This is a genomic window from Archangium gephyra, assembly GCF_049060025.1.
GTDB lineage: Bacteria > Myxococcota > Myxococcia > Myxococcales > Myxococcaceae > Archangium > Archangium gephyra_A.
The window spans coordinates 4,762,530-4,778,892 of record NZ_JBMEQQ010000002.1 but is presented as its reverse complement, the minus strand read 5'-3'; the positions used below and the strand labels follow the sequence as shown (position 1 = coordinate 4,778,892).

The window sequence follows — 16,363 nt, the reverse complement described above, 5'->3', positions numbered from 1 at the left end:
CCTGGAGGGCAATCACCCGGGCTTTGTTAACGGGGAGCGCAGTCGCGTCCACTGCCATTGACGGCCTGTCAGGCCATTGTCCCGCCGCTGCGACACGCTGACGCGGCGGCGCCGCACGGCCCGTGTCGGCGGCTTGCCGTTCCCTCGGGGCGCCTCGCGTCACGGCGTTGGGCGCGGCGGTTGCACTACCGCCTGGTGGCCTGACGGAAGGCCCTACGCGAGGAGCACGACATGAGCCTGAAGAAGACGCGCAAGACGCAGCGCCGCCACCCGCGCGGCATGACCCTCATCGAGATCATGGTGGTGATCACCATCCTCGGTCTCATCATGGCCGCGGTGGGCGTGGCCGTCATTCCGCGGCTCGAGGAGGCCAAGCGCGACACGGCGCGGCTGGACATCGCCAACCTCCACAACGCGCTGAAGCTCTACTACGCGAAGAAGGGCAAGTACCCCGACACGGGCACCGGCCTGCGCGCGCTGGTGGACACGCAGGCGCTGGAGCAGATGCCGAAGGATCCGTGGGGCAACGAGTACGTGTATCTCAACGAGGGCGGCAAGCCCGTCATCACCGCCTACGGCGCGGACGGCTCGCCGGGGGGAGAGGGCGCGGATGCGGACGTGTCCTCGCGCGATCTCCAGAAGGACGCCGTGGCGAACAGGTAGCCCCGCACCTGATGTCGTGAGCACTCGCGAGCACTCCTCGCGAGCACTCCTACGGAGGCGGCTCGAGGTTGGACGAGACGGTCACGAAGCCCGAGCCCTCCACCTGCCACAGCTCCACGGGGGAGCGCGCCTCGCCGTTGGCATCGAAGTCCAGGGGGCCGCTGGCGCCCTCGACGTTGACGCTCCGGCCCGCGGCCAGCTCCGCCGCGAGGTAGGTGAAGTTGGAGTTGGTGAGCTGGGTGCCGTCCGCTCCGCTGGAGACGCGCGTGAGCGCCTCGGCCATCTTCGCTCCCGTCACCTCGTTGGAGATGTTCAGGGAGTAGGACGCACCCAGGGCCAGCAGGTACATGGCGTCGTAGGCATTGGAGGTGTAGGCGTACCCGGCCGGGTCCTTCTTGTACCGGTCGTTGAAGCGCGCGCTGAAGGTGCTGAAGGCCAGGCCCGCGCCCTGGGCCGGGGCGGTCCCGTAGAAGCCCTGGGCCTGGCTGTACGCCAGCGGGTCCGCCAGCACGGCCGCGTCCTTCACGCTGTCGGAGAAGAACCAGTGGTGGCCATTCTCCCGCCTGAGGTTGGTCCGGAGCGAGGCCTCCTTGAGGATGGCCGTCACGTCATCCGCGAAGCCAACCAGCACGGTGACGTCCGGGTCGTACAACATGTCGAGTGAATCCAGCACCTGCCTCACGTCGCCGTTCCTCGGATAGGCGTAGGTCCGGTTGGCCAGCCGCGCCTCGGTGAGCCGGCCGGAGATGATGTTGGAGAGGCCCTGTCCGTACAGGTCGTCCACGTAGAGGATGCCCACCTTGATGGGACTGCCGAAGCGGCTGTCGGTGCGCAGCAGGTGGGCGATGACGCTGCCCTGGATGGCATCCGAGGGCGAGGTGCGCCACAAGAGGCCCACCGGGCCGCCGTTGGTGTCCTCCTTCACCGTGCAGCCTCCGGCGACGAGGCGCTGTAGCTCATGGCGAGCACGCCCGCGGGGATCGTCACATCCGCCGCCGCGAGCGTCTGGGTGCTGCCGGCCGTCAGCACCGCCGCCACCTTCTTGTCATTCACCAGCCACTGGGCCTGCTTCTCCGCGACGTCCCGGTCACTCCCGGTGTCGCAGAAGTACAGGGCGATCTTCTTGCCGCCGAGGGTCCGCTGGTTGACCTCCTCCAGCGCGAGCAGCACGGCGTTGAAGGCCTGGAGGTCGGACTCGTCCTCGCTGGCGCCCGGCTCCGGGCTGGTATGGATGGGGAAGAGGCCGCCCATGCGGATGGCATCGGCGTCGGTGGAGCCGTAGGGCTCGGCCTGGCAGCCGGCGGGCAGCGGCAGGCAGACCTGCTGCACGCAGACCTGATCCCTCTGGCAGTCCTCGCTCGTCACGCACTCGTCGAGCCCGGCCGCCGTGGTGAGGCTGCACCCGGTGGCCAGCAAGGCCATCACTCCCGTCAAGAACAGCGCGCGCATCAGAAGCTCACCTCCACACCGGCGCCGGTGCCCTGGGGCGCCGACGTCAACCGGGCCTTGCCGGGTTTCGCCACGGGCTCCCTGGGGTAGAGGAGGATGGCCGCCACCGCGCCCACCACGCCCACCCCGAAGCCGATGTCCGCGATCAGCGCGTTGCTCCGGGTCGCGTCCCTGGCCGCCAGCTTCGCGTCCAGCTCCCGGGCCGCGCCGAACTGGGTGCGCGAGCCATGGGCCTGCAGTCCGAAGAAGGTCCCCATGCCCACGCCCGCCAGCGCCACCCCGCCCAGGGCGAAGGCCGTCACCTGCATGCGCTTGCGCGAGACCTGGGTCTCCTCGCGCGCCACCTTCAGGCGCTGCTGGTTGGCCTCGTCGGCGCGCCGGGCCGCCACCCGCTCCGCCTCCGCCCGCCGCTGGGCCGCTTCGGCCTCGGCCCGCAGCCGCTTGCGCTCGGCTTCCGACGCCGCCGCCGCCTTCTGCTCCTTCTCCTTCTGCAGCCGCAGCCGGTCGATGGCCGAGCGCGAGCGCTTGCGAAGCTGCGCGTTCTCCCCGTCCGTCAGGTACTTCTCGTAATAGGAGATGGCCTCCGTCTCCCGGCCGGCCTGATCGTACGCGCGGGCGATGTTGTAGATGATGCGCGAGTCGTCCAGCGACTCGCTCGCCTTCTCCAGCAGCGCCGCGGCTTCCAGGTACTTCTTCTGGTCGTACAGCCGCTCGGCCTGCTTGATGAGCTCCTTGGGGTTGCGCGAGCCGCCCCGCTGGGCATGGGCGGGTGCGGGCGCGAGCAGGAGGGCCGCCAACAAAACCAGGACCAATCGCATGGTCGCGGAGCCTACCCCTGAACTCCCCGCCGGGCGAAGGGGGCGAAAACAGCAGGGCCGTCCCACCTGGTGGCGGGACGGCCCCGGAAGACGGCGGGCCCTACCCGGGCCGGTGGCTCAGCTCCCCAGGCGGGAGATGAGCAGCTTGCGCTGCAGCGTGAGCGCCTCGGGGGCCTTGAGGCCCAGGGACTCGAAGAAGGGCTCCTGGCTCTTGAGCTCGGTCTTCCACTCGTCCTCCTTGATGGAGGTGACCTCGGCGACGGCCTCCTGGGACATGTCCAGGCCCTTGAGGTTGAGGCCCTGGTCGGAGCGCGGCACCCAGCCCAGCAGCGTCTCCTCGGTGGGGACGCGGCCGTGCACGCGGTTCACGATCCACTCGAGCACGCGCATGTTCTCGCCGAAGCCCGGCCAGATGAACTTGCCGTTCTTGTCCTGGCGGAACCAGTTGACCTGGAAGATCTTCGGCGGGTGGGTGATCTTCTTCTGCATGTCCAGCCAGTGCTGGAGGTAGTCACCCATGTGGTAGCCGCAGAAGGGCAGCATGGCCATGGGATCGCGGCGCACCACGCCCACCTTGCCGGTGGCGGCGGCGGTGGTCTCGCTGCCCATGGTGGCGCCCAGGAACACGCCGTGGGTCCAGTTGAAGGCCTGGAGCACGAGCGGGACGGTGTTGGAGCGGCGGCCGCCGAAGATGAGGGCGGAGATGGGAACGCCCTGGGGGTCGTTCGCCTTGGGGCTCAGCACGGGGTTGTTGGAGGCGGGCGCGGTGAAGCGGCTGTTGGGGTGCGCGGCCTTCTCCGTGCTGCCCTTCTTCCAGGGGCGGCCCTGCCAGTCGGTGAGCTCCTCGGGGACCTCGCCGTCCATGCCCTCCCACCACACGTCGCCGTCGGCCGTCATGGCCACGTTGGTGAAGATGGTGTCCTTGGCGACGGAGGCCATCGCGTTGGGGTTGCTCTTGTAGTTGGTGCCGGGGGCCACGCCGAAGTAGCCGGCCTCGGGGTTGATGGCCCACAGGCGGCCATCCTGGCCCACGCGCATCCAGGCGATGTCGTCGCCCACGGTCTCGATCTTCCAGCCCTCGTACTCCTTGGGCGGAATCATCATGGCGAAGTTCGTCTTGCCGCACGCGGACGGGAAGGCGGCCGCCACGTAGGTGGTCTCCCCCTTGGGGCTGGTGACACCCAGAATGAGCATGTGCTCGGCGAGCCAACCCTCGTGCTGGCCGAGGTAGCTGCCGATGCGCAGCGCGAGGCATTTCTTGCCCAGCAGCACGTTGCCGCCATATCCGCTGCCGATGCTCCAGATGGTGTTGTCCTGGGGGAAGTGGCAGATGAAGCGGCGGTCCGGGTTGAGATCTCCGGTGCTGTGCAGGCCGCGGTTGAAGTCGTTGGAGTCGCCGAGCATGTCCAGCGCGGCCTTCCCCATGCGGGTCATGATCCGCATGTTGAGGGCGACGTAGACGCTGTCGGTGAGCTCCACGCCAATCTTGGCGTAGGGGCTGCCCAGCGGGCCCATGACGTAGGGAATCACGTACATGGTGCGGCCCTTCATGGCGCCGGTGAAGAGGTGGGTGAGCTTGGTGTAGGCCGCCTCGGGCTCCATCCAGTTGTTGGTGGGGCCGGCGTCCTCCTTGTTGGTGGTGCAGATGAACGTGAGGTGCTCCACACGCGCCACGTCATTGGGGTTGGAGCGGTGCAGATAGCAGCCCGGACGCTTCTGCTGGTTGAGGGGGATGAGGATGCCCTCCTTCACCGCCAGGTCGGTGAAGCGCTTCTTCTCCTCCTCCGAACCATCACACCAGACGATGCTGTCCGGCTGGGTCATCTGCGCCATCTTCGCTACCCAGGCCAGCAGCTCCGCGTTCTTCGTGGGAGCAGTGCCCTGGAGCGCCGCGGTTTGGGTCGAGGCCATTCGCTTGTCTCCTCAGTTGGTGGGCGAACCTTCCCGGGAGCCCCTTGTAAAAGCAACAACGCCCGGGGGTGAATCCCGTCCCGGTGCTGCCACCTTCCTTCAATTTCACTTATTGAACCTCCACTATTCAGTAGCAGACGTTCGAGCGGAGGGGGCTCTCGTCTAGCGGACGTTCCGTGTGGAAGGGGTCTCACCTCCGGGCACATGAGGCCCCAGGTTGGGGGCGTCCATGACCATCGCCATCGTGCTGGGCATCGTGTTGGTTGCCCTGGTGCTCTTCTCCATAGATGTCGTGCCCATCGAGGTGAGTTCGCTGGTGGTGGTGTGCCTGCTGGCGATCACCGGGGTGCTGACGCCCGAGCAGGCCTTCGAGGGGTTCAGCAACGACACGGTCATCTTCATCTTCACCCTGCTGGCGATGACGGAGGGCCTGGCCAGCACGGGGGTGGTGCACCTGGTGGGGCAGCGGCTGGCCTTCTTCGCGCGCTACGGGCACCAGACGTTCGTGCTGGCGATGATGGTGGTGGTGGCGGTGTTCTCCTCCATCGTCTCCAACACGGTGACGACGGCGGCCTTCCTGCCGGTGGCCATCGGCGCGGCGCACCGCGCCAAGGTGCCCAAGAGCAAGGTGCTGCTGCCGCTGGCGTACGCCTCCATGTTGGGGGGAATGGTGTTCCTGTACGGCACCTCCACCAACCTGGTGGCCTCGGCGGCCTTCCCGCGCTTCGGGCTGGAGCCCATCGGGGTGGCGGAGCTGTCGCCGGTGGGGTTTCCGGTGGCGGTGCTGGGCATCCTGATGGTGGTGCTGCTGGGGCCGGTGCTGCTGCCGGCGCGGGTGGGCAAGGGCACGGTGGCCGACTGGTCCCTGCGCGACTACCTCACCGAGGCGGAGCTGCCGCCGGACTCGCGCTACGTGGGCAAGGCGCTGGGGGAAATCACCGAGGGCCTGGGGCTGCGCGTCATCGGGCTGGTGCGGGAGGGGCAGTCGCTGCCGGCCGTCCCGACGTACCGGCTGGTGGGCGACGAGCGGCTCATCATCGAGGGCAACCGCGAGGACATCCTGCGGGTGAAGGACCTGAAGGGCATCGAAATCCGCCCGGACATGCGGTTGTCGGACACGGACTTGAGGCCCCAGGACACGCTGCTGGTGGAGGCGACGGTGCCCACGGGCAGCCCGCTCATCAGCCGCAGCCTGAAGGAGACGCTGTTCCTGGAGCGCTACGGCCTGGTGGCGCTGGCCCTGCACCGCAAGCCCGCCATCCAGCGGTTGACGAAGCTGCAACTGCTGGGGCGGCTCTTCGGTGGGCAGTCGCTGTCCTCGCTGCCCTTGTCGGCCGGTGACGTGCTGCTGCTGCGCGGCCCGAGGGACAAGGTCCAGGAGCTGTCGGACGGCGTCAACCTGCTCATCCTGGGGGACGTGGCGTACCAGCCGCCGCGCTACACCAAGTCGCTGCTGGCGGTGGTGCTCTTCCTGGGCGCGCTCGCGCTGGGCACCTTCAAGCTGATGCCGCTGTCGGTGGCGGGGCTGGCGGGCATGCTGGCGATGATCGCCACCGGGTGCGTGGACGCGCGGCGGGCCTTCCGCGTGGACTGGCGCGTGGTGCTGCTCATCGGCTCCATGCTGGCGCTCGGCGTGGCCATGGAGGAGAGCGGGGCGGGCAAGTTCCTGGGCAACCACGCGGCGCGGCTCGGCGAGTACGGAGGCCCGCGCCTGGTGATGCTCCTGATGATGACGCTCACCATCATCCTGTCGGCCCCCATGAGCAACCAGGCGGCGGCCCTGGTGATTCTCCCGGTGGCGGTGGGCGCCGCCTTGAAGCTGGGCGTGGACCCGCGGCCCTTCGCCATTGGCGTGACGCTGGCGGCGAGCTGCTCCTTCATCACCCCGCTCGAGCCGAGCTGCGTGCTGGTGTACGGCCCCGGCCACTACCGCTTCACCGACTTCTTCCGGCTCGGCACGCCCCTGACGGCCGTGCTGCTCGCCTTCCTCGTGGCGGTGGTGCCCCTGGTGTGGCCCTTCCACAAGGCCGGGCCCGAGCCCGCCCGAGCCCGGGAGCCGGTGAGCGAGCGCGTGGTGCCACCGTAGGGGTCAGTGGATGGCGGCGCGCAGGCCGATGCGGCTCAGCACCTCGGCCTCGAGGACGAGCAGCTCGTCCAGCCGCGTGCGCACCGTGGCCTCGTCTCCGCCCGCCGCGGTGACGGCCAGCCGGAAGAAGAGGGACTGGTGCCCATCCTCGGACTGCGCCAGCTCTCCGTAGAAGCGGCGCAGCATGGGATCTTCCAGCCCCTCGGCCAGCAGCGAGAGGCGCTCGCACGAGCGGGCCTCGATGACGGCGGCCACCAGCAGCCGGTCCACCCGGCGCCCATCCGCGGAGGTGCGGACGAACTTCTGCAGTCCCTGGGCGTACGGGTCACCCGCGTCGCGCCCCAGCGTCAGGCCCCGGGCCGCCATCAGGTCCAACACCCGGGCCAGGTGCGCGCTCTCCTCGCGAGCCAGCCGCGCCATCTGCGCCGGCAGGCCGGGCAGATCCGGGTACACCTGGAGCAGCGAGAGGGCATTGGCCGCCGCCTTCTTCTCGCAGTGGGCATGGTCCACGAGCACCTCGTCGAAGCGCTCAAGGGCCAGGGGCAGCCAGCGCGGATCCGTGGGGACCCGGAGGATGACGGGGCCCTCTCCGGACAGGGGACGGCGCTCAGGGGTGGGACGGGACATGGTGCACTCCGGCGGGGGGCGCGGAGTGTAACCGCCCCGCTCGCGGACGCTACTCCGCCAGCACCAGGCGCTGGGTGCGGCCAGCCAGGTAGCCCACCTTGCGGGCGATCCGCGCCAGCGACTCGTCCTTCTCCTCCACCCGGAGCGTGAGCCTCGGCAACGACGACAGCAGGAAGCGGGAGATCTGCCCCAGGCACAGCGTGGCGTGGCCCTTCCCCCGCTGCGAGGGCACCGTGTACAGGTTCTCCAGCTCGGCCCCGAACTGCGAGCGGCTGCCGATGTCCACCTTGAACACCATCTCGCCGTTCTCTTCCAGCACGTAGGTGCGCCTGGCCCTCACGCGCTGCGCCACCCGCGCCTCGAAGTGCGGATCCTCCGCCAGCGCGTCCCGGCCGTAGATCTCCTGCACCGCCCCGCGGGCCAGCGGCAGCAGGCGCGGCACATCCTCATCGCGCGCCAGCCGCAGCAGCGGGTTGGTGAACGGCCCCATGTCATCGGCCGACACCGCGAAGAGCCGGTAGTTCTTCGACAGCCGCGGCTTGCCCGGACACAGGCTGCGCACCAGCGCGTCCACCGCCGGCTTCTCGCCCACCGAGGCCTTGAGCCTCACGCGCTCGGCCAGCGCGTCCGCGATCACTCCCGTGGCCGTGCCGTCGCTCGCCGAGGGCACCATCAGTCCGCCCCCGCCTCCCACGAAGAGCGCCGCCGTCAGCGTCTTTCCATCGAAGCGTCCCCAATACGAGAAGCTGCTGCGGTGGTCCGCTGGCGCGATGCCGAACTCCTGCAGCAATCCCAGCAGGTAGAGGTTCTGCGCGGGATCCTTGGCGAGCAGCGCCCGCAGCGCATCGCTGTCCGAAGGGGCGAGTTGTTGGACCGTGATGGGCATGGGGGGGTGAGGGCCGCCGTACTAGACCATACGACCCGCCAGGGTTTTCAAGGGGCTCCGCGCTTCCTGGGCCGGAAGTGGAACGGATGGGTCAGCGTGAGCGGCGCTTTCCCAGGTGGGGCGGAAAATTGTGCGTCCGCGAAAGCGTCCAGCAGGCAGGCGACCACGAACGGATCCCGCACGGTGCTCTCCACCACCTCGCTGTCCTGGAAGCTGCCCCGCTCCCCGCGCGCCTCCAGGGTGAAGCGCAGCCTCACTGTCTGTGGACCCGGGTGGCGCACCGAGGCGTCGAGGAGGCACGTGCGCACCAGCGGCTGCACGGACTGGAGGGCCCCGCGCACCTCCTCCTCGCTCCAGGTGCCCGGAGGCAGCTCGAGCACCGGCTCGTCCTCGGGCGGTGGTGGCGGCGGCGGCGGGGCGGCGGGAGGTGTCCGCTCCACGGGCACCTCGGGTGGCGGGGCGGGGGAGGGCGGCTCGGGCGGAGGCGAGGCGGGGACGTCCACGGCCTCGGTGACGGTGGGCGCGGGTGTGTCCCGCGTGAGCCAGAGCGCCAGCGCGCTCAGGGCCACGAAAGGGATGACCACCCAGAGAAAGACCGCTCTGCCCCGCATGTGCACCTTCAACCCTCGAGGCCCAGGGCCTCCTTCAACAGCGCCTCCCGCGCGACGACGGGCGAGCGGGGGAGCAGCTCGGGCCGGAAGCGCCGCACCAGCTCCCGCAGCGTCACCGGCGTGCCATCCCCCAGCCCGCTCCACGCCGCGAGCAGCCCCAGCACCCGCTCCACGGAGAGGCCCCGCTCGCGCAGCTCGGCGACCGCGAAGGCGCCCTCCCGCTTGGCCAGCCGCTTGCCGTCCTCGCCGAGCACCAGGGGCACGTGCCAGAAGCGTGGTGGCGTCAGGCCGAGCGCCTCGTGGATTTGAAGCTGCCGGGGCGTGGACGTCAGCAGGTCATCTCCCCGGAGCACGTCGGTGATGCGGCTGGCCGCGTCGTCCACCACCACCGCGAGCTGGTAGCTGGCCACTCCGTCGTTGCGGCGCACCACGAAGTCCCCCACCAGCGTGGCCACGTCCTGGCAGGTGCGGCCATGCAGCCCGTCCTCGAAGCACCACTCGCCGGGGGCCGCCCGGAAGCGCAGGGCGGGCACGCGCGTCCGGGCGCGCTCGGCCAGGGTCTCCGGTGGCAGGGTGGCGCACGTGCCGGGGTAGCGGGGCCCTTCCTCGCTCAGGCCGTGCGGGGCACTCGCGGCCCGGGCGATCTCCGCGCGCGTGCAGAAGCACGGGTAGACGCGGCCCGTGCGCTCCAGCTCCTCCAGCGCCTCCCGGTAGACGTCATCGCGCTGGCTCTGCACCAGGGGCGTCTCGTCCCAGTCCAGGCCCAGCCACTCCAGGTCCCGGTACAGGTCGTCGAGGAACTGGGGCTTGCAGCGCGCGCGGTCGAGGTCCTCGATGCGCAGCAGGAACTGGCCGCCGGCCGCGCGGGCCTGGAGCCAGCCGAGCAGCGCGCTGCGGGCATTGCCGAGGTGGATGCGGCCGGTGGGGCTGGGGGCGAAGCGTCCGCGGAAGCTCATGGAGATCGCTGGCAGACTAACGCGCCCGGGATGGGCTGGCTGCTTCCTCCTTGGCCTCCGGGCCGGACATGCGCAGCTTTCCCGTGGCCAAGGAAGCCGCGGACGGTTACTCCCCGGCCCTGGACGGGGCGGGAGGGCCCGCCCGCCTGCCCGGTGTGCCCTGGATGACCGTGATGCGCTTCCTCCACTGCTCCGATGTCCACATCACCGCCGACTACTTTTCCCTGCCCTTCATGAGGCTCGGCTGGCGGCGGTGGGTCGCCATGGCCGAGCTGTCCGTGGGCGGGCGCAAGAAGGCCTATGCGCGGGCTCCCGAGACGCTCGCCACCATCGCCAGTGACGCGGAGCAGCACGGGGTGGACCACTTCATCCTCTCCGGCGACATCACCGCGTATGCGCTGGAGCCGGAGTTCCAGCTCGCCCGCGAGTCGCTCGGCGTGCTGGCGGAGGATCCGGGCCGTTGCACCGTCATTCCCGGCAACCACGACGTCTTCACCCCGGGAAGCCACCGCACGGGCCGTTTCGCGCGGCACTTCGGCCACCTGCTGGAGAGCGACCTGCCCGAGTACCGCCGCGAGGGGGCCTTCCCCTTCGTGCGGTTGGTGGGAAAGGAGGCCGCGGTGGTGGGCCTGCTGTCGGCACGGGTGCCCTCCCTGCCGGGCATTGCTCATGGCCGCATCGGCCCGGCGCAGCTGGACGGGCTCGCGGCGCTGGTGAAGGACCCGCGGCTCGCCGGCCGGGCCGTGCTGGTGGCGGTGCACCACGCTCCGCTCACCCACCATGGCCGAGCCGACAGCTACTTCCACGGGCTGAGGGACGCGGAGGCGCTCTTCCGGCTGATTCCGGGTCCGCGCTACGCGGTGCTCCACGGCCACATCCACAAGCGCTACCACCACCCGTCCACCGCCGAGCGCCCGCACATCTTCAGCGCGGGCTCCTCCACCCAGTTGGGGCGCGAGGGCTACTGGGTCATCGAGGTGAAGGACGGCCAGGTGGTGGGCGGACAGAAGCACGTGCCCGGCGGGGCGGTGCACTGAGGGCCCGCTCCCTCCGTCAGGCCTGCAGGCGAGGGGCCGAGTAACGCCGCACGAAGTGGATCCACCGGCGCTCGTCCACCTCCACCTGCCACTCGCTGTTGGGCGTCAGCGGCAGGCGCTGCTTGAGGAAGGCCTCCAGGTGATCCGCGGCCTTCACCGGCGTGAGGCCGGGAGCGCGGAATGCGACGCGCAGGAAGACCTCGAGCGAAGGCGCCACCTCCAGCACCGTGTAGATGCGCAGCGAGCCCACGCGCCGCTGGTAGCGCTCGTCCTGCGGTACAGGGGTGGCTGCCTGCTCGTCTGGCTGCAACGTCATCCAGTTGGACGGCTCGAGGGCGAACTCGAGCAACTCCGTGCTCGCGTCTTCCAGCGTTGCGTGCTCGTGAATGGAAAGCATGCCCACCTCCCTGTGCGACCGTCCGTGCCAGGAAGAATGTGCCCACGTGCCAAGGGCGTGCAAGGGGGCGGCACCCCCTTCGCGGTGCGTCATGGCCAGACGTCATCCATGTGTCAGTGCTGTGTGCTACTCAGCCACCGCGTGCCACTTCCGCGACGAACCTCCAGGAGATATGCGTGGCCTCGCCCGCGAGGATGTCGCTGAGCTCGGCACGCACGGACGGGCTGCGGTTGGCCGTGCGGAAGACGCGGTCCAGCAGCCAGGGCCGCTCGAAGGCCCACATCAACCGGCGGTTGAGGTGGAAGGCGGTGCGGAAGCGTTGCTCCCAGCGCCGCGCGTAGCCGCCGAGCCCCCGCGCCGAGAAGTCTCCCGCCGCCACGGCCTCGGCCACCGCCTCGGCGGCGAAGGCGCCCGACTCCAGCGCGAACTCGATGCCCTCGCCCGTGAGCGGGTTGACGAAGCCGGCCGCGTCTCCCAGCAGCAGCGCCCGATCGAACTGGGTGTGCCGCGAGAAGGAGCCGTAAGGCAGGTGGTGGCCCTTCACCTTGCCCACGCGCCGGGCGCCGGCCAGCTCCGCCGCCACGCGCGGACTCGCGCAGAACTTCTCCATCAGCGCGGGCAGCTTCGTCTCGGACGTGTCGAGCTGGTCCGCCCGCATGCCCAGGCCCACGTTGGCCCGGCCGTCCGGCAGGGGGAAGATCCACCCATAGGCGGGCAGCAGCTCCTTCTCCCAGAAGAAGGCGAAGCTGCGCGGGTGGGACAGGCGGACGTTCTCGTAGTAGGCGCGGACCGCGAAGGCCCCCTCGTTGCGCGGGAAGTCGGGAGCCCCGAGCGCGCGCCGCACCACCGACGGGGAGCCATCACACCCGAGCACCAGGTCCGCGCGCAGCGGCTCTCCCTCCCGGCAGCGCAGGAGGACGCCGTTGCCGTCGCGCTCGAGCCCGTCCACGAGGACGCCCTCGCGCAGCTCGGCACCGGCCTGGACCGCGCGCTGGACGAGCCGCTCATCGAGCACCTGGCGGGTGATGACGCTGGCCTTGCCGCCGAAGAGGCGCGCGGGGATGGGCTCCTCCAGGACGACGCCCCCGGGGGAGAGCGCGTAGACGGAGTCCACCGGCGCGGCCTCGGTGCTCGTGGGCAGCGTGCCGAGCCCCAGGCGCTCCAACATCCACAGCGTCCGGGGCGTGCAACCATCCCCGCAGATCTTGTCCCGGGGGAAGCGGTTGCGCTCGAGCAGCGTCACCCGGGCACCCTGCTGCGCGAGGAACGTGGCCGCGGAGGAGCCGGCCGGTCCCGCGCCGACGATGGCGACGTGGAGGGATTTCATCGCGCGCGTTGTAGCGCCCGGGCCCCGGCCCCGCCAGCTTCCAGCGCTCAGGGTCCGGGGGCCTCGGAGGCCGGTGCGGGACGGGCCGTTCCCTGGGTGTGGCTCTCCAGTCCCTCGCGTGTGTCCCGGGCCGGTTCGAGGGGCAGCTCCAGGGTGAAGACGGCGCCGGCTCCCGGCTGGCTCTCCACGTGGATGTCGCCTCCGGACGCGCGGGCGATCGCCCGGGAGATGTAGAGGCCCAGCCCCAGCCCGCCGTACTGCCGCGTGGACACGGCCCGCTCGAAGCGCCCGAAGATGCGCTCGAGATCCTCGGGGGCGATGCCGATGCCGTGGTCGCGGATGCTCCAGCGCGCGCGGCCTCCGGAGGTGGAGACGTGGAGCTCCACCGGGTGGCCCACGCCGTACTTGAGCGCGTTGGTGATGAGGTTGGTGAGCACCTGCTCCAGGCGCATCCGGTCCCACAGGCCGGTGGTGGGGCCCTCGGTGGTGACGCGCAGCGTGCAGCCGGCGGCGCGGGCCTGCTCGGAGAAGCGCTCGGCCAGGTCCCGCGTCAGCTCCACCAGGTCCACCAGTTCCAGCCGCAGGCGGAGCCGTCCGGAGGTGAGGCGGGAGACGTCGAGCAGATCATCGACGAGCTGGGACAGGCGCCTCACCTGGGCGAGCGCCTTGTCCACCTTGGCCGTGAGGCGGCCGGTGTCCACGCCGTCGTCCCGGGTGGCCAGTGCGCGTTGGAGGGTCTGCAGGTGCAGGCGCAGGGGCGTGAGCGGGGTGTGCAGCTCGTGGGAGGCCACGGAGAGGAAGTCCTCGCGCAGGCGCACCGCCTCCTGGGACTGGCGGTAGAGCCGGGCGTTGTCCATGGCCACCGAGGTGCGCCGGGCCAGCTCCCGGGCGAGTGCCAGCTCATGCGGGCCGTAGTGGAAGCCCGGGGCGTCCGAGACCAGCAGCAGCGCCGCCAGCGTCTGCCCCCGCACGGAGATGGGGAGGGCGAGGGCGGTGCGGGCCCCGAGCTTCCCCAGCAGCTCGAGGTAGCGCGCGTGGGAGTCCCCGGGCTGGCGCAGGGCCGCCAGGGCCTCGTCCGCGAGGAGTGTCCCGCCGGTGCCCAGCACCTGCACGGTGGGCTGGGGCGAGCTCCAATCCGGCGGGACGAGCCCGCCAGTTCCGTCAGCAGCGCCTGCCGGTCCGCGTCCTGGTGCACCCACGCCTCGCGGTGGAGCTGGCCCGCGTCGTCCATCCGGTCCACGAGGCACCACTGGCCCAGTTGGGGAATGGCCAGCCGCGCCACCCGCGCCAGGGTGCCCTTCTCGTCGAGCAGCTCCGCCAGTTGCGTGCTGGCCTCGATGAGGAAGTGCTGGGCCTCCTCGGCCCGCTTGCGCGCGGTGATGTCCACGAACGTCGACACGATGCCCACCGTCCTGCCGCCCCGGCGCATGGGGTACGACCAGCGCTCCACCGGGAAGAAGGTGCCGTCCTGGCGCCAGATGACGTCGGTGTCTCCATGGTCCTCGGTCCCGTCGCGCAGGGCGTGGAGGATGGGGCACTCGCTCCGGGGGTAGGGCGAGCCATCCGCGTAGGAGTGGTGCCAGAGCTGGTGCGCATCCTGGCCCAGCAGCTCTCCGGCCTCCGTGTAGCCGAGCATCCGCACCGCGGAGCGGTTGACGAAGGTGCTGCGGCCCTCGAGGTCCAACCCGAAGATGCCCTCCGCGGCCGAGTCGAGCAGCAGCCGGATATGGGACTCGCGCTCCTCGAGCTGGGACTGGGTGCTGCGCAGGCGCTCGGCCATCTCGTCGAAGGCACGCCCCACCAGGGAGAAGCTCGTCGCGCCCGGTGAGCCCGCTGCGGGCCTCCCAGTCGCGGGCGGCGAAGCGCTGGGCGGTGGTGACCAGCCGGGCCACCCGGCGCGTGAGGACGAAGTGGAAGAAGAGCCAGAGCAGCCCCGCGAGCCCCGCGAGCAGGACACTGCGCTGCACCACGCTCGCGAGCACCTGTTTGCGCGCCTGGTTGTTGAGGACGGAGAGATCCTTGCGCACCACCAGCGTCCACACCCGCTCGGAGGTGGGCTCCCCAGGGGCTCCAGGCGCGAGCACGGGGTACACGGCCACGAGGGACTGGCCATCCAGGGTGACCTGGATGCTCGCGGCGAGGTTCTCGCGGGCCCGCCGCATGCGCGGCTCCATCTCCGGGGTGAAGAGCTTGGGGTGGAGCGCCTGGGCCCGCTGGCCTATCTCCACACGCCGGGTCGAGGCGGCCACCCGGCCGGTCTCGTCGAGGAGCAGTGCGGCCTTGATGTGCGGATCCGTCCCGAGGCTGGCGACCTCCTCCCGGACGTGCTCGGGCTCGCGCAGGTGCAGGAGGATCTCCAGGAGATCCTGCTGCTCGCTCATGCGGTGGGTGAGCTCCTGGTGGGTGTACTCCTCCACCTGTTGGCGGGCCAGACGCGTGTTCTGCCGCAGGTCGTAGAGGCCCAAGGTGAGGGCGAAGAGCAGCAGCACCGCCGGGATGGTGATGCGCAGGGGCGGAAGAGGGGGCGGCCCCCGCCAGAGGCCCGGCCGGGCCCCGGTCCCCTGTCCCCGGGTGCGGTTCATCACCGGCCCTCCTCGAGCGCCTCGAGGGGCCGCGCGTCCAGCAGTTGCTCGGGCCGCACTGGCGCTCGCAGCAGCCCCGACTTCAACATGAACCGCTGCTGGCTGTGCGCCGAGTCGAGGAGAGGCGAGGAGGGCTCCCGCAGCAGGGCGCGGTTCTCCCGCGGGGAGGGGTGCCGGATCTCTTCCAACTGGGAGGCGAGCCTGGCGGGGCTCGTGTCGAGGCGGGGGCTCATCCGGCTCACCGCGTCCTCCGGATGCGCCTGCAGGTAGCGCAAGGCCCGGAACCATCCCTGGATCAGGTAGCGCACCTGCTCCGGCCGCTGTTCGAGCACGTCCTCGCGCACCGCCAGCACGTTCACGATCTCCCCCGGAATGTGGCTGCTGTCGAAGAGCCGGTGGGCTCCCCCCGCCAGCAACTTGCTCACGAAAGGTTCGAAGGTGACCACGGCGTCCACCTGGCCCGACGCATAGGCGCGCTCGTGCTGGTCCACGGGGATGCGGAGGATCTCGATGTCCGATTCGTGGAGCCCCGCCTTCGCCAGCGCCCGGCTCAGCAGGTAATGGCTCACCGACAGCGCTTCCACCGCCACCCGCTTGCCCCGGAGATCCTCGAGCCGCCGCACCTCCGGCCGCGCGAGGATCGCATCCGCCCCATATGAGTAGTCCAGGACGAGCACCACGCGGGGCTCGAAGCCCTGCTGCTGGAGCTGGAGGGCCATGTCGAGCGAGACGTCCGCCGCGTCGATGCTGCCGTTGCGGAAGTCGCGGTTGACCTCGCTCAGGGAGGAGTACTCGACCAGGCGGATGGAATCGTCGTCCAGGTGACCGAGATCCCTCGCGAGGAAGAGGGGCTCGCCTCCCGGCCAGAGAAAGGTGCCGACGCGCAGGGGTGGGGCTTCCTCGCGCGTGCAGGCGGGCACGGCGAGCAGCCACAACAGCCCGAGCATCCTGACGAGGCTTCGCACGGAGTCTCCTCCTGAAGCTCCTCGTCCAACGCTTGGGACGCGGGGGAC

The 16,363-nt window shown here is 70.6% G+C and carries 15 protein-coding genes and 1 pseudogene; 3 read left to right on the top strand and 13 right to left on the bottom strand.

All coding sequences use genetic code 11. The features are described from left to right. Window positions 1–231: 231 nt before the first annotated feature. Window positions 232–663 (top strand): type II secretion system major pseudopilin GspG, encoded by a 432-nt coding sequence (gene gspG, locus ACN28I_RS20800; RefSeq protein WP_420943709.1) that lies wholly within the window; start codon window positions 232–234, stop codon window positions 661–663. Window positions 664–712: 49 nt separating this feature from the next. On the opposite strand, the gene ACN28I_RS20795 is transcribed toward gspG, so the two are convergent. The 4 genes from ACN28I_RS20795 to ACN28I_RS20780 all read right to left on the bottom strand — a co-directional run bounded on the left by ACN28I_RS20795 (window position 713) and on the right by ACN28I_RS20780 (window position 4,841). Then, window positions 713–1,588, bottom strand: coding sequence for an ABC transporter substrate-binding protein (locus ACN28I_RS20795; protein WP_420943708.1), 876 nt, complete (start codon window positions 1,586–1,588; stop codon window positions 713–715). Further along, window positions 1,585–2,112 carry an ABC transporter substrate-binding protein gene (locus tag ACN28I_RS20790; RefSeq protein ID WP_420943707.1) on the bottom strand — a complete coding sequence of 176 codons (528 nt, stop codon included), beginning with the start codon at window positions 2,110–2,112 and terminating at the stop codon, window positions 1,585–1,587. Before ACN28I_RS20790 ends, ACN28I_RS20795 begins: the two co-directional genes overlap by 4 nt. Beyond that, window positions 2,112–2,930, bottom strand: coding sequence for a hypothetical protein (locus ACN28I_RS20785; RefSeq protein WP_420943706.1), 819 nt, complete (start codon window positions 2,928–2,930; stop codon window positions 2,112–2,114). The genes ACN28I_RS20790 and ACN28I_RS20785 overlap by 1 nt, the downstream gene beginning before the upstream one ends. 117 nt (window positions 2,931–3,047) lie before the next feature. Continuing rightward, entirely contained in the window at window positions 3,048–4,841 is a 1,794-nt protein-coding gene (locus ACN28I_RS20780) for a phosphoenolpyruvate carboxykinase (GTP) (RefSeq protein ID WP_420943705.1), read from the bottom strand. Window positions 4,842–5,070: 229 nt separating this feature from the next. Here ACN28I_RS20780 and ACN28I_RS20775 point away from each other — a divergent pair, with 229 nt between their 5' ends. Next, complete coding sequence (locus ACN28I_RS20775; protein ID WP_420943704.1) at window positions 5,071–6,927, top strand: SLC13 family permease; 1,857 nt, start codon at window positions 5,071–5,073, stop codon at window positions 6,925–6,927. 3 nt (window positions 6,928–6,930) lie between these two features. Here the strand turns inward: ACN28I_RS20775 and ACN28I_RS20770 are convergent, their stop codons facing one another. From ACN28I_RS20770 to gluQRS, 4 genes are read right to left on the bottom strand one after another with little or no spacing between them, the layout of a single operon-like run. Beyond that, entirely contained in the window at window positions 6,931–7,554 is a 624-nt protein-coding gene (locus ACN28I_RS20770; RefSeq protein ID WP_420943703.1) for a tRNA-(ms[2]io[6]A)-hydroxylase, read from the bottom strand. A 49-nt stretch (window positions 7,555–7,603) separates the two neighbouring features. Then, entirely contained in the window at window positions 7,604–8,440 is an 837-nt protein-coding gene (locus ACN28I_RS20765) for a GNAT family N-acetyltransferase (protein WP_420943702.1), read from the bottom strand. A gap of 47 nt (window positions 8,441–8,487) precedes the next feature. Then, window positions 8,488–9,051 carry an AgmX/PglI C-terminal domain-containing protein gene (locus tag ACN28I_RS20760; RefSeq protein WP_420943701.1) on the bottom strand — a complete coding sequence of 188 codons (564 nt, stop codon included), beginning with the start codon at window positions 9,049–9,051 and terminating at the stop codon, window positions 8,488–8,490. A gap of 8 nt (window positions 9,052–9,059) precedes the next feature. Beyond that, window positions 9,060–10,007 (bottom strand): tRNA glutamyl-Q(34) synthetase GluQRS, encoded by a 948-nt coding sequence (gene gluQRS / locus ACN28I_RS20755; RefSeq protein WP_420943700.1) that lies wholly within the window; start codon window positions 10,005–10,007, stop codon window positions 9,060–9,062. Between the two features lie 173 nt (window positions 10,008–10,180). Here gluQRS and ACN28I_RS20750 point away from each other — a divergent pair, with 173 nt between their 5' ends. Beyond that, complete coding sequence (locus tag ACN28I_RS20750) at window positions 10,181–11,044, top strand: metallophosphoesterase family protein (protein WP_420948683.1); 864 nt, start codon at window positions 10,181–10,183, stop codon at window positions 11,042–11,044. A 16-nt stretch (window positions 11,045–11,060) separates the two neighbouring features. On the opposite strand, the gene ACN28I_RS20745 is transcribed toward ACN28I_RS20750, so the two are convergent. The 5 genes and pseudogenes from ACN28I_RS20745 to ACN28I_RS20725 all read right to left on the bottom strand — a co-directional run bounded on the left by ACN28I_RS20745 (window position 11,061) and on the right by ACN28I_RS20725 (window position 16,315). Then, on the bottom strand, window positions 11,061–11,441 hold the full coding sequence (locus ACN28I_RS20745; protein WP_420943699.1) for a hypothetical protein: 381 nt from the start codon (window positions 11,439–11,441) through the stop codon (window positions 11,061–11,063). Between the two features lie 130 nt (window positions 11,442–11,571). Then, on the bottom strand, window positions 11,572–12,768 hold the full coding sequence (locus ACN28I_RS20740; protein ID WP_420943698.1) for an NAD(P)/FAD-dependent oxidoreductase: 1,197 nt from the start codon (window positions 12,766–12,768) through the stop codon (window positions 11,572–11,574). A gap of 47 nt (window positions 12,769–12,815) precedes the next feature. Then, window positions 12,816–13,967, bottom strand: a complete 1,152-nt coding sequence (locus tag ACN28I_RS20735; RefSeq protein ID WP_420948682.1) for a GAF domain-containing sensor histidine kinase — start codon at window positions 13,965–13,967, stop codon at window positions 12,816–12,818. A 212-nt stretch (window positions 13,968–14,179) separates the two neighbouring features. Further along, window positions 14,180–14,548 (bottom strand): annotated as a pseudogene (locus ACN28I_RS20730) (PAS domain-containing protein); the annotation flags it as partial. A gap of 801 nt (window positions 14,549–15,349) precedes the next feature. After that, a complete protein-coding gene (locus ACN28I_RS20725) occupies window positions 15,350–16,315 on the bottom strand; it encodes an ABC transporter substrate-binding protein (protein ID WP_420943697.1) in 966 nt (321 codons plus the stop codon). Window positions 16,316–16,363: the final 48 nt, after the last annotated feature.

Bases quoted from the DNA above. Each gene is read 5' to 3' on its own strand.
- ACN28I_RS20780 (WP_420943705.1), bottom strand. From the start codon at position 4,841: ATGGCCTCGACCCAAACCGCGGCGCTCCAGGGCACTGCTCCCACGAAG.
- ACN28I_RS20760 (WP_420943701.1), bottom strand. From the start codon at position 9,051: ATGCGGGGCAGAGCGGTCTTTCTCTGGGTGGTCATCCCTTTCGTGGCC.
- ACN28I_RS20790 (WP_420943707.1), bottom strand. From the start codon at position 2,112: ATGCGCGCGCTGTTCTTGACGGGAGTGATGGCCTTGCTGGCCACCGGG.
- ACN28I_RS20765 (WP_420943702.1), bottom strand. From the start codon at position 8,440: ATGCCCATCACGGTCCAACAACTCGCCCCTTCGGACAGCGATGCGCTG.
- ACN28I_RS20775 (WP_420943704.1), top strand. From the start codon at position 5,071: ATGACCATCGCCATCGTGCTGGGCATCGTGTTGGTTGCCCTGGTGCTC.
- ACN28I_RS20770 (WP_420943703.1), bottom strand. From the start codon at position 7,554: ATGTCCCGTCCCACCCCTGAGCGCCGTCCCCTGTCCGGAGAGGGCCCC.
- ACN28I_RS20740 (WP_420943698.1), bottom strand. From the start codon at position 12,768: ATGAAATCCCTCCACGTCGCCATCGTCGGCGCGGGACCGGCCGGCTCC.
- ACN28I_RS20785 (WP_420943706.1), bottom strand. From the start codon at position 2,930: ATGCGATTGGTCCTGGTTTTGTTGGCGGCCCTCCTGCTCGCGCCCGCA.
- ACN28I_RS20745 (WP_420943699.1), bottom strand. From the start codon at position 11,441: ATGCTTTCCATTCACGAGCACGCAACGCTGGAAGACGCGAGCACGGAG.
- gluQRS (WP_420943700.1), bottom strand. From the start codon at position 10,007: ATGAGCTTCCGCGGACGCTTCGCCCCCAGCCCCACCGGCCGCATCCAC.
- gspG (WP_420943709.1), top strand. From the start codon at position 232: ATGAGCCTGAAGAAGACGCGCAAGACGCAGCGCCGCCACCCGCGCGGC.
- ACN28I_RS20750 (WP_420948683.1), top strand. From the start codon at position 10,181: ATGCGCTTCCTCCACTGCTCCGATGTCCACATCACCGCCGACTACTTT.